The sequence below is a fragment of the Brevibacillus sp. NRRL NRS-603 genome (assembly GCF_003013445.1).
GTDB classification, from domain to species: Bacteria; Bacillota; Bacilli; order Brevibacillales; family Brevibacillaceae; genus Brevibacillus; species Brevibacillus formosus.
In genome coordinates this window covers 1-10,645 of record NZ_PXZN01000033.1, presented here as the reverse complement: position 1 = coordinate 10,645, position 10,645 = coordinate 1, and the positions used below count along the sequence as shown (strand labels likewise).

The 10,645-nt window shown below is 44.3% G+C and carries 15 protein-coding genes; 7 read left to right on the top strand and 8 right to left on the bottom strand.

The genetic code is table 11. The features are described 5' to 3' along the window. Positions 1-364 precede the first annotated feature (364 nt). The 5 genes from C7R94_RS23290 to C7R94_RS23270 form a co-directional block, all read right to left on the bottom strand. Positions 365-595, bottom strand: a complete 231-nt coding sequence (locus C7R94_RS23290; protein ID WP_106785115.1) for an antitoxin VbhA family protein — start codon at positions 593-595, stop codon at positions 365-367. Positions 596-725: 130 nt separating this feature from the next. Then, positions 726-1,844 carry a hypothetical protein gene (locus C7R94_RS23285; RefSeq protein ID WP_146142819.1) on the bottom strand — a complete coding sequence of 373 codons (1,119 nt, stop codon included), beginning with the start codon at positions 1,842-1,844 and terminating at the stop codon, positions 726-728. A gap of 2 nt (positions 1,845-1,846) precedes the next feature. Continuing rightward, on the bottom strand, positions 1,847-2,617 hold the full coding sequence (locus C7R94_RS23280; protein WP_106785110.1) for a copper amine oxidase N-terminal domain-containing protein: 771 nt from the start codon (positions 2,615-2,617) through the stop codon (positions 1,847-1,849). After that, entirely contained in the window at positions 2,617-2,937 is a 321-nt protein-coding gene (locus C7R94_RS23275; protein ID WP_106785107.1) for a hypothetical protein, read from the bottom strand. Before C7R94_RS23275 ends, C7R94_RS23280 begins: the two co-directional genes overlap by 1 nt. Further along, positions 2,927-3,301: a hypothetical protein gene (locus tag C7R94_RS23270; RefSeq protein WP_106785105.1), complete on the bottom strand. Its 375-nt coding sequence runs from the start codon at positions 3,299-3,301 to the stop codon at positions 2,927-2,929. The genes C7R94_RS23275 and C7R94_RS23270 overlap by 11 nt, the downstream gene beginning before the upstream one ends. Positions 3,302-4,092: 791 nt before the next feature. Here C7R94_RS23270 and C7R94_RS30100 point away from each other — a divergent pair. The 4 genes from C7R94_RS30100 (at position 4,093) to C7R94_RS23255 (ending at position 5,826) form a co-directional block, all read left to right on the top strand. Then, positions 4,093-4,314: a hypothetical protein gene (locus C7R94_RS30100; RefSeq protein ID WP_158264706.1), complete on the top strand. Its 222-nt coding sequence runs from the start codon at positions 4,093-4,095 to the stop codon at positions 4,312-4,314. A gap of 34 nt (positions 4,315-4,348) precedes the next feature. After that, a complete protein-coding gene (locus C7R94_RS23260; protein ID WP_158264705.1) occupies positions 4,349-4,897 on the top strand; it encodes a MerR family transcriptional regulator in 549 nt (182 codons plus the stop codon). A gap of 191 nt (positions 4,898-5,088) precedes the next feature. Beyond that, positions 5,089-5,211, top strand: coding sequence for a hypothetical protein (locus C7R94_RS30880; protein WP_255577189.1), 123 nt, complete (start codon positions 5,089-5,091; stop codon positions 5,209-5,211). 435 nt (positions 5,212-5,646) lie between these two features. After that, positions 5,647-5,826 (top strand): hypothetical protein, encoded by a 180-nt coding sequence (locus tag C7R94_RS23255; protein WP_106785097.1) that lies wholly within the window; start codon positions 5,647-5,649, stop codon positions 5,824-5,826. Positions 5,827-5,844: 18 nt separating this feature from the next. On the opposite strand, the gene C7R94_RS23250 is transcribed toward C7R94_RS23255, so the two are convergent. Further along, positions 5,845-6,450: a SurA N-terminal domain-containing protein gene (locus tag C7R94_RS23250; RefSeq protein ID WP_106785095.1), complete on the bottom strand. Its 606-nt coding sequence runs from the start codon at positions 6,448-6,450 to the stop codon at positions 5,845-5,847. A 19-nt stretch (positions 6,451-6,469) separates the two neighbouring features. After that, complete coding sequence (locus tag C7R94_RS23245) at positions 6,470-6,982, bottom strand: hypothetical protein (protein WP_106785093.1); 513 nt, start codon at positions 6,980-6,982, stop codon at positions 6,470-6,472. 275 nt (positions 6,983-7,257) lie between these two features. On the opposite strand from C7R94_RS23245, the gene C7R94_RS23240 reads away from it, so the two are divergent. From C7R94_RS23240 to C7R94_RS31115, 3 genes are all read left to right on the top strand, one after another. Continuing rightward, the gene (locus C7R94_RS23240) at positions 7,258-8,526 is read left to right on the top strand and encodes a helix-turn-helix domain-containing protein (RefSeq protein WP_106785091.1); all 1,269 of its coding nucleotides are present in this window, start codon (positions 7,258-7,260) and stop codon (positions 8,524-8,526) included. Positions 8,527-8,541: 15 nt separating this feature from the next. After that, the gene (locus C7R94_RS30875) at positions 8,542-8,664 is read left to right on the top strand and encodes a hypothetical protein (protein ID WP_255577188.1); all 123 of its coding nucleotides are present in this window, start codon (positions 8,542-8,544) and stop codon (positions 8,662-8,664) included. Positions 8,665-8,960: 296 nt separating this feature from the next. After that, the gene (locus C7R94_RS31115) at positions 8,961-9,077 is read left to right on the top strand and encodes a putative holin-like toxin (protein ID WP_412679232.1); all 117 of its coding nucleotides are present in this window, start codon (positions 8,961-8,963) and stop codon (positions 9,075-9,077) included. A gap of 211 nt (positions 9,078-9,288) precedes the next feature. Here C7R94_RS31115 and C7R94_RS23235 read toward each other — a convergent pair whose 3' ends face one another. Then, positions 9,289-10,548: a protein rep gene (locus tag C7R94_RS23235; RefSeq protein ID WP_106785089.1), complete on the bottom strand. Its 1,260-nt coding sequence runs from the start codon at positions 10,546-10,548 to the stop codon at positions 9,289-9,291. Between the last annotated feature and the right edge of the window lie 97 nt (positions 10,549-10,645).

The window sequence follows — 10,645 nt, the reverse complement described above, 5'->3', positions numbered from 1 at the left end:
ACATGACTATCTTTCGCTGTTGATGTACAGCCCAAATCGTGGTTATAATAGGGGCTAGAAACACCATACAAACGTTTGAATTGTCACGGGGGAAACCTTGTTCACCGAGTTAGGTCGGTGGGCAGTATCAAGAGTGTTACCAGCACTCGCGATACCGTGGCTTTTCTTTATTTCCCGATCTAGTATTTGCCATTATCATAGCGTCTTTCTTATCTAAAAGTCTAGCAAATGTTTCCTACCTTCCCTAGCAAAATAAGCGCGTTCCTGGTCGCGCTCATGAAATAATCATAGGATTGAAAAAAAGCTTTTTTACGTATCCAAGTAAATCGTGTATCCATTGGTATCATAGGCTTTTCAGGCGGTATCACTCAGGTGGTTTTACAGGTACGTTTACAGGTAATTTGTTAGGCAGCTCTACAGTTACTTGCCTTGCACGTTCCTTCGCCAGACGCAAAAATTCTTCATGCGTGATCTCCCCTTTTAGGCTGGCTACGATCAAGGCCCGATCTTCTTCCGTTACATACAGCCCTTCGACCGCCATGGATGCCTCAACATTAGCCATTGCCTCCTTCAGCTTTCGATCTATCCATTTCATTAACGCTTCCTCCTTCTTTCCGTGGTTATCGGCACCATTAAATTTAATTAAATTTAATCGGATTAAATGCCATGAACCCTTGCTACTTCTGGCATGTAGAGATAAAAAAGGAGCCATACGGCTCCTTTTCTTATTGTGGGGCATTCGGGTTTTTGATGCTTAATTCTTTGCCCAGGAGTGATGGATAAATCGTGAGATTGAAGTAGATACGCTCCTGATCTGTTCGGATGATCTCCCCGATCTGCTCGCCTACGGTGATCGTCACGTTCTCTTTATCTAGTTTCTTCACTCCGAAAATCTTGCGATCCGCTGGACGGAACACCATCGGTTGCGCTTTATCTGTGTCGCCAAATCCACCAAACACAAGAAGCAGCTCATCTACTTCACCAAAGATTTTTCCAGACTCATCGATGTACTTCGGTTTTTGAGCTGAAGGAAGTGGATTAGAGGCGGCTGCCAGCATTGATACATTGTTTGCTGGGGCTGGTGATGCTGCAAACGATCTAACAGTTGTTCCAGCAGCCGGTGCAACCCCAACTCCACCAGTTGGTCGAGGCGTTGCAATAAAACCGTCTCGTTTGAGATACAAGTCATTCCGAATCCGCGTGAGTCCGTCTCCGGCTGGCGGATCGCCAGCTCCTCCGCTTGCGTTAGCAAGATCAGCCAGATTATAAGCAATGATTTCCTCGCCGCTATTGCGCTCTTTGATGGTATACGAGTAAATATTGCTCCTGTCAGGTGAGAAAACGAAACTTGGGTTACCATTTAGCACGTTCACCCATTTTCTTGACTCTGACTCGCTAACCATGACGTAGCCAACGTCAGCAGTATCTCTAGCGTTTGCAAAAACGAGAGCCTTCCCTGTTAATGTCTGCATAACGTTACCACGTTCGTCTAAACGCTTAACGGTAACATTGGTTTCGACCAATCCATATGTGTCGTTGCCAAGACGAGGAATAGAAACCTCAGACGACTCTTTAATGATTTTGTTTTGACCTACATACCCAACCCGTAGTACCCCCCACGCCAGACCTCCATGAGTAACACCATTATCCGTTTTCCCGCCATTTTGAACAGACGATGGAGGCTGTGCTGTTGGATCATAATACGGACCTTCTGCAGCAGTTGTAAGCTCTGTTTCTTTCGTCTCATCCTTTTCCACTACGCTGGCCAGAACGAAAGAAAGGATTAAAGTCATGAGGATAACAGCAGCAAATGACGTCAGCCAAACGGGTTGCTTTTTCTTCAAGGTCATTTACCTCCCACTCTCCGCTCGGCTAAAAGGTCGGGTAGAGTACGATATGTGTAGGAAGCCAGCTCTACTTTTTTTGCTTGATCGATAACGGTGATTCCCATGAGTTTGATATCCGCAACTTTAAGCGAAAAGCTTTCACCGGGACCGAATACATCCGTAATCGAACTGTGACCGTCTTTAAAATAAACGGAGAAATTAATGTACAGGTTCTTTTTCGGAACCTTCCCTGTCAACACGCCATCTTTGATCGCCAAGCTTTGGTGAAAAGCTTGAAAGGTCGCGTCTTTTTCGTTTACGGGAAAGTCCTTGCCCGTGACATTTTTAATAACCGGATTCTGATCCACGATGACCAGGCGTTGTGCGCTGTCCCATTTAACATAAACCTCAAACGCCTGGCTTACAGCCCGAAGGGGTACAAAAGTGCGATCATCTTTGATGACAGCCGGTGCATCTATGCCAAAGCGCCTGTCTCCCCACTTGTACACCTTCTCGCCAATCTTGAGAGTGATTTGCTTGCCGTTCCGGTCAATTTTCACTGTCTGAATCGATTCGTCCCATTCCACTTTGGCGCCTAATTTCTCACTGATGAACCGGATCGGCACCATCGTTCTACTCGTCGCTGGGTCGATGAACGGTTTTGCGTCCGGAAGATCAACAGCAGCTCCATCCACTTTAATACTGATCGGTTTCGGTTCCACAGCCAGAGCCTGCATCGGCATCACCAGTGATACCGATAGCAGCAAGCCAGCCAACGTTTTCTTAATCATCAATGTTCTTCCCCTTTTCTTTCGAATAGTGAGGTTTCAGCAGTAGCTGATAGAACCAGTTGCAAACACTCACTAAACCCCTTTTTATAAAGCTCCATATTCGTTGCGACCATCAAATCCACGTAAGCCTCGTCAATCTCCAAAAAAATATCCATCAGCTCATCCGGAATTTTCGCTCGTAGCAATTCAATGCGATCCATGATGTCTTCTTGCTTTTGGGAGGTAGGGCGGTAATCTTCCACTCTGTCGTAAAAGAAATCGTTAAGGCTGGGCATGGCTTGCCCATCCGATATTTGCGCTAGAAGTCCTTTAAGATTCATTGCGCCCCCCCCTATCTCCACCAAGCAATCGAGCAAGGGCTTCAGCCATTTCTTCAGCCTGACTCTTCTGACCTTTAGAGAGAAATAGACTGCATTTTCCATCCGACAAGTGACCAAGCACAAGATGCGAAAATTCTCTACGAGCCACCTGCCATTGAGTAGCTAAAGGAAAGGCTGTATTAACGGCTACATACTGGATATCGTGGTGAATGATAGAAAAACCATCCAAAATATGGCTTCCCTTAAAGAAGCGAACTGAAACGCCATTTTCTTGAAGAAAAGACGCGATATTTTGATCACTTTCCATTTTTCCATGCATAGCAACTCCGTCTATTTCTGCTACACTATTATTTGGGGATAGCATAACGTTACCTCCTGATTGAGCGTTCCCGTAGCTGTCCAGGCGTGGGGGAACGCTCTTATTTTTTTTGTTGTTTTAAATACAAATCCAACGCGATTCTCACATGCTCAGCGATACTCTGCTTGGTTTCAAACGCCAACTTTCGAAGAGACTCATGCTGTTCATCTGTGATATAAGTTTTTACTGGCTTATAACCCTTATCTTCCTCGATCCTTGCTCCTCCTCTCGTCCTTTGTAGTACCATGGTACCATGGTTCTAGTATGAGGGTCAAGAAGAAATTACCAATCAATCTAAAGATGCCCTTGTACCCCTTTTGAAGCCTGACAACTACTGATAAATCCCATTCTTGTATCCTTTTTCTTTAGTGATAGTATCCTCTATGAACCAAGTCGCAGAGCGACTTTCAAGTAGGCAGGAGCCTACTTAATATCCTGCACTTACGCACAAAAAGCCCCCAAGGGGACTTTTCGGGCGTTGCTATCACTAGCCTTTTCTCTACTTTCGTATACAAGTTTGCATGTAAAAATGGTCATTGTATGACACAATGTATTCTTACCAAACTCTTTTACTCGTAGGCTTTGCCTACGATGTGTACACGGGCGCGTATGCGCCCCTTATCCTGCCTTGACTTCATAACGGCGTCATATCGCCCAAAGCATGACAGTCAAGGATCAGGGTGGAGATTTTGGCACAGCCAAAATACTACCCCCTTGACGGCTGGGAACAACAACACACTGAACAGACAGGGTGACACCCACAGTAGTGGGTTCACCCTCTAATTGGAGGGTTTTACATGGGTAACGTGTTGCCTTTTACCGCTCGTTCCAATCAGAAGAAGACCAACCAGGAGATTGCCAAAACGATGATGTTTCATGACGTTCTTCAAAAAATGCACAAAGAAACGGGCATCGACTGGCTCAAACTGTGTACCGGAGATCCTCACGAGCAGATCCGCTTTCAGACCAAGCTTGCTGGAGAAGCAGAAAAGGGAATGCCCTCTCCCCCGTCAAAGTAAACCAGCACGACTTTTACAGAGCGCAGGTGGAATCATGCCAAACAAATTGTTAACGATCGCAGAGATTGCGAAGCAGCTCGACATTCCCGAATCAACGGTTCGATTCTATCGTGATCGCTTCGAAATGTTCGTTCCATCTGTTGGGGAAGGTCGGAAAAAACGGTATCTTCCAGAGGCTGCGGAAGTGTTGCGGTTCATTGCGGATTCTTTCAAACGCAACGAAACCGCAACGGAGATCGAAGAAGCTCTAAGCCGCGCCTTTCCTAGAACAATCGAGTTCCGCGACGAAACCGCAGTAACCACAGCAGCAGCGCAGCAGCAATCAGTTTTCATCCCATCTGAGCAGCTCAACATGCTGATAGCGCACCTCGCTACGTCCATGCAGACCATGGCCGATCAGAAACAAGAGATCGCCGAGCTGAGAAAACAAATTGCCAGTATCCAAAACGAACAAGAGCAGCAGCTACAGCGCAGCCAAAAACTCGATGAAGCCATGACAAGCATCCTGAGTGTACGGAAAGAGATCGCCGCGATCCGCGAAAGAGAAAACTTGCCCTGGTGGAAAAAGCTCTTCGGGAAGTAAATCACCGCATCCCCCCTCATTCCTGGATGTCGGGTCGCAAAAGCATTGATAAATCAACGTTTTCCAAACAACGAAAAAATCAAGGTGAACCGCTAACTGAATAGCTAAGTGAAGTAACCCCGAATCGCTAACTGAATGGCTAAGTGAACCGCTAACTGAATGGCTAACTGAACAAAAAGGGGAGAAAGCAAATGAAAGATGCGATTTGCGTAGGACAGTCCTATCACTTTTGGTTGGACGAGAAAGAAGACATTTACGACCTTCTCTATAAAGACAATCCCGAGCAATCAAAAGAACAAGAACAGCACAAATAAGCACAACGTTTTCCGATGTGCTTAACCCCGGAAATTGGGGGGATGTAACGGCGTTATGGGGGGAAAGCAGGATAAGGTGCGTCCACGCGCACGACCACACATGGCAGGCAAAGCCTGCCAGAAAACAGCATTAAGAAGACCACAAATTTGGTCACAGTTGGTCACATATAGCGCATAACGAGTCCACCTTCAGTAAAAAAAGCTACAACACCAAGCAACAGAAGCACGTTTTAAGCGTGTTTGAGGTCGGCCACGACCTTTACCAAGGGTAGGAAGCAAAAACGAAATTTGGGGCATTTATAACCGTCTGGCGAGGTAATCTACAGTAAGCTGTTTTTCGTTACTGTATACAAAAAGCCGATTGCATAAGCAAACGGCTGCGAGAAACTTTGCGCGTGGCGCGAAGACAAAAACTCATAGGTGGTGGACTGTACCATGACACAAGTCATTGTAGTTCTGATTATATTTACTTTTGTTGCCCTGATTGCCCGAATTGTTTTCCGATCAATCAAAGAGAAAAGACTTCCAAATCCGCCTAACTATACCCCTTACGACGATATAACGTCTGGAAAAGTACGCTCGGATGAAACCCGTGAAACAAATAAGGAAAACTAGACGGGTTTCCACTTTCATTTATTCAATCGATTTTAGATCGATTGAAGATTCCTCTGTTAATGTTTTTACAAATTCTTCCCAAGCTTCGTTTCTCTTAGCCTGATCCTCAATGCCTTCTAAAACCTCACTACGGAGATTACTGATCGTGTTTTGCTTCATGTATCCTTTAACAACATAGTCAGTCCAATATTCCTCTTCAGAGATTCCCAGACCTTGAATCAGACCATCAATTGCCTTTTGGATTTCTTCGGCATTTGAGCTTTTGCCTAATTCCTCTCGTTGCTTTTTAGCAAATTTCCTAGCTTCATCCTCTGAGACAGTCAAATTTCGTTTCTCTGCTTCCTGTAATAAAATCGTATCCTCTACAACCTGCTTAATGGCTTCTTTTCTGGCATCTTGACTATCTTTGTTCTCGATGTGCTCATAAAACATCTGTAAAGCATGAACCTCTTTCGCATCAATGACTTCATCATTTGCTAAACCGGGTGACTTTTGCACTTTTTTATCATAGTCCGAGATGCTTTGACCAAATTTGTAAAAGGAATTGTCTTCATTGGCGAAACCTACTATTGCACTAGACAAAATTGCAATGGTCATTAACCCCAAGCCAACTAACTTCTTCATAGTCTAAGCCTCCTTTGTATTAATCCAGCCTCTCTTTGGCCTTTAGAGTCAATGAATTTGGGTAGCAATTTTTCAGCAAGAATGTGGCTGTATGTTCAACCTTTTTATTATCATATGACAGGTTCAAATACTTAGTTGAATCATTTCTAAGAGCTTTATACGTAACCCCGCCAGGAATCATGATGTCATCATCATCGCGATCCCAATCGCGATTGGATACTTCTCCACGTTCCTTACCGTCGCCATAGTATACTGTCGTGTTGAAGGTCTTAAATTCTCCAAAAGGGAGATCCTCGCCATCTTCCATGTGCATGTAAATCTTTCGGTTATCGAATCTCAATTTTGAACCAGTGTCTTCGTAATCTTCTGAATATCGAATATAAGTCTCCGTATGGTATGGGTACTGACCAGAGTATAAAACAGACTGACGATTTGTATCTGTGTCCTGTAGTGTGTCTGCAAAAACAACTGTCGCTCCAGACATTCCGATTAATGAGCAGAGACTCAATCCCATGATTGCTTTCTTTAGCATTAAAAGAATCCTCCTATCTTTTTCATAGTTTTACGAAATTCCCAGTCCTCGCAAGGGAAGTTAGAACAAACCTCCATTTCTTTCAAAATTCCAAAGCATGAGTAAGCACAACAACGCTGACTAAACCTAATTATAACAATGTTTCCAAAAATTAACTTATTTCCTTTTTTGTGAAAATATCATCAATCAAGAAAAAGAGAGAAATAATCGAGTGTACCACTAAATCAGCGTGCTATCATATCCATAAAAGGGAAATAAAGGGAGTGTGTGGTTTAGTGGTAGAAACAAAATCATTTGGAAGTGAGTTAAAAAAATATAGAGAACGAGCTGATTTAACGTTAGCCGAGTTATCACGAATGACCGATATTTCGACGGCCACTATTAGCAAGATCGAAACGGATTCGCTAGTTTTACCAAGTATGCAGAACGTAGTTAAATTAGCCGAAACGCTAGAAATGCCATTGTATCAGGCAATCATGCCGTATTTAGGTCAGATCAAACAGATTGAAGCATTAGAATTCCTGCTGGAAACCGTGTTAAAAAAGGAAAATAACGTTCTCACACAAAAAGTCGCGTTAAGACTACTAGAATGTCCTAAAGCGAACACATTTCTTTCACTAGACTATCTTTACCAGCTTGCAGGTAGCACCGAAAAAGTGGAACTACGTCTAGTAATCTACGAAGTAATTTCCCAATACTCGCGAGAGCATGGCATACCTGTATATCTCGCCAGATCATTGTTCCAGAAATACATGATCCGACGAGATAATTTGAGTCAGCTAGACCAAACATACATAGAAGGCAAGGAATTGTTGCATTACATGACTTATTTACACATTAATGAACGAATCGAAGTTTATTACAAGTTGGGATTACATGCGTTACATAGTTCGTTTTATGCAGAGTGCATTCAGTTAAATAAACAGGGGATCAAAGAAGATCGTAGCCAAAGCGAACAAAAAGCAGTAGCCGTTTTAGCGATAGTCATTTCTTATATGGAACTAGAAGACTACATACTAGGAAATTTTTATCTTGAAGAATATGAGAAATTCGATTATCCGCATGTACGAAAGAACGTACAACATATACGCGCAAGACTATACGCAAAGACCGGACGCTTCGATAAAGCAATACCAGCATTACGCGAATGTCTGGCACAGCAAGAACACAACGACAACTTACCCATTGTGAACGATCTACTGGAAATCTATCTGCAAATGAAAAATGAAGAAGAGGCCCGTAAAATTTTTACAGACGAAGAAACATTCCTGCCAACAAATCCGAATACTCCAAATAAATACGATCAACTGGGCTTATATTTTCGGATAAAGGGAATTTATTATCTTCAACAAGAAGTCTTTGATTTAGGTATAGACAGTCTCATACGAAGCATCAGCTACTACAAAAATCTTGGCTCACTAGAAGAAATAAACCGAAGCCTTACCATCCTTCTCGAATTTCATTTAAACCATAAAAAAAACCTGTCTCCTGATGTACTCCAAAAATTGGTAAATGTATATAATGGGACTAATATCATAATCTGACAGGAGGTGCCTCTCGTGAAAAAATGGCTTTTATCTATATGTGTTCTTTCTGCTTTATTCGTATTACCTGTTTCGATAGACCACTCCCCAGCGAAAAAAACTGTTATACAATATGGTTGGCCAGAAACGGGTTGGTAATGAAAATTAACCCCATGGAGACGTTCTTACCAGAAAAGTCCCCTTGGGGGCTTTTTATGCGTAAATACAAGTGTCCCCACACAAAACAGCAGAAATAGACATAGCAATTTCCGCTTACCTCTACCGGAAAACACACGGAAAATACGACTTTCCGCAAGGATTTTCCGGTGCAAATCCCCCACGCAGCTACTCCATTTCTGAGGTCACGAATGGTTCGACACCCCAAACGTTATATCTCAAACGCTCCTCCTTATAATTCCAGAGAATGAAAATTCCGAAGGAAAGGAGTGGAGCAAATGGAACTGATTGCAGTAGTAGGTTTAGTTGTCGCGATACTCGGCTTGCTGTTTACATTCGGGTCATTTCTGATTGCACTAATCAGACTGCTCAAAGACGAAAACAACAAGTCTTGATGCCAGAGATTTACCTTACGGCGAGGAACACAGCCGCCTGTGAAACTGGCTGTAAGGTAGATGCTCTCGTAATAGCCCATTCTATGGTTCGTCCACAAAGTGACACACGTCATCAGACCGCCTAGAATGGGTCTATTTCGCATTTTCTACACTCACCCCTACCTAAAGGAGCCACCCCACATCAAAAAAGCACACAGAGCTTCCTAGAACGTCAGCCATCGTCTCCATCTGGATAGTCTTCTAGTAAAATATCAAAAGCCAATTCCACATCACCGTGTTTCTCTACTAAACCTAAGAACTCTCTACGCTTCTCGGTACGTACAATCCACTTCCATACCTCATCCTCGATGGTACCGATCAGCTCCGCTTCCTCCGTTTTTTCATTCGCCAGCTGCTCATCTGTTTTTTCTTCCAGAAGAAACATCTTCTTCAATCCCTTACTCCAGCTCAACTGCCGCTTTCTTTTGACCGCTTCAGCATACTCCTGGAACAGTCCTAGCATCGCTTTATTACCCGTAGACAGAAACTCACGCAAGAAGTCAAAAGGCGTCATGCCGCCTTGTTTCCCTTTTTTTGAATGGCTCTTGGTCATCTCATGTTCAACGCCCCACTTCGAAACGTAGTCCGAAGCCTTTTCAGCGTCTTGCAACGTCAAGCCATACTTTCGATTCGCACTCAAACCAGTAGACGACAATGCCAGCAGCCATAGCTCCATCAACTCGTCCTCTACTTCTTCCATATCAATTTCATGCGTGAAAAACATCAAAATGTGAATGTGCGGATGCCACCCATTCGTCCCGTATGTAATCTCAAAAGACCTGATTGTACCGATCAAGCCCATTTTCTTCATGATTCGAGCATAACGCTTACCGGATCGGAACCGATCAACGGCCTCGCTAAACTTCGCCAGCGTCTCTTTCAATCTGTCTTTCTTTTGATGCGAGAAGGTCAACGTCAGCATCGCCAGCTTGCCCCTTTTCAAGTGTCCATCAACAGCACAGCGCAGCTCTTTCTTTCTCAGCTCCGAAATCTTTGCTGCACAAACAGGGCATTGCCATACACTTCCGCAAACCGCAAGATTCCCGTAGAACGCCTTTTCGCTGCTACGATGTTTCCAGACCTCCACTTCCGAATTTTTGCAACGACGATTCCGGAAACAGATCGCTACGCGCTCTCCAGGTAGAGCTTTCTTAGCCACCGATTGCAGCACAAACTTATCGTAATTCTTCTCGGGGGTGACGGCGAATTCGTAATCTTTACCAAGGGGGCTGCGCCCCAAAACCTCAACCCCCTCCGCGAGGGCGCGGACGGTCTTTTCGCTCTTGTCGGACAACGGCAGCCGCGACGATCCGCTCAGCTCCTCCGACTTCTGGCGAAATGGCACCGGGTCGTGCAAGCACTCCCCTATACTGGGGGACACCCCCAGCCCCCCGAACTCCTGATAACGCGCTACTTGTTGATCGCTACCCATCTTTCTTCCCTCCGCTGCCGCGGAAACATAAGAAGCCTTGCCACCTATAGAAAGGTGACAAGGCTTCTAAACTCGAAACGAGTAGAATTTTTCCTAA

Excerpts from the sequence above, each read along its gene's own strand:
- C7R94_RS23290 (WP_106785115.1), bottom strand. The coding sequence starts at position 595 with ATGAAATGGATAGATCGAAAGCTGAAGGAGGCAATGGCTAATGTTGAG.
- C7R94_RS23280 (WP_106785110.1), bottom strand. The coding sequence starts at position 2,617 with ATGATTAAGAAAACGTTGGCTGGCTTGCTGCTATCGGTATCACTGGTG.
- C7R94_RS23275 (WP_106785107.1), bottom strand. The coding sequence starts at position 2,937 with ATGAATCTTAAAGGACTTCTAGCGCAAATATCGGATGGGCAAGCCATG.
- C7R94_RS23270 (WP_106785105.1), bottom strand. The coding sequence starts at position 3,301 with ATGCTATCCCCAAATAATAGTGTAGCAGAAATAGACGGAGTTGCTATG.
- C7R94_RS30100 (WP_158264706.1), top strand. The coding sequence starts at position 4,093 with ATGGGTAACGTGTTGCCTTTTACCGCTCGTTCCAATCAGAAGAAGACC.
- C7R94_RS23260 (WP_158264705.1), top strand. The coding sequence starts at position 4,349 with ATGCCAAACAAATTGTTAACGATCGCAGAGATTGCGAAGCAGCTCGAC.
- C7R94_RS30880 (WP_255577189.1), top strand. The coding sequence starts at position 5,089 with ATGAAAGATGCGATTTGCGTAGGACAGTCCTATCACTTTTGGTTGGAC.
- C7R94_RS23255 (WP_106785097.1), top strand. The coding sequence starts at position 5,647 with ATGACACAAGTCATTGTAGTTCTGATTATATTTACTTTTGTTGCCCTG.
- C7R94_RS23250 (WP_106785095.1), bottom strand. The coding sequence starts at position 6,450 with ATGAAGAAGTTAGTTGGCTTGGGGTTAATGACCATTGCAATTTTGTCT.
- C7R94_RS23245 (WP_106785093.1), bottom strand. The coding sequence starts at position 6,982 with ATGCTAAAGAAAGCAATCATGGGATTGAGTCTCTGCTCATTAATCGGA.
- C7R94_RS31115 (WP_412679232.1), top strand. The coding sequence starts at position 8,961 with ATGGAACTGATTGCAGTAGTAGGTTTAGTTGTCGCGATACTCGGCTTG.
- C7R94_RS23235 (WP_106785089.1), bottom strand. The coding sequence starts at position 10,548 with ATGGGTAGCGATCAACAAGTAGCGCGTTATCAGGAGTTCGGGGGGCTG.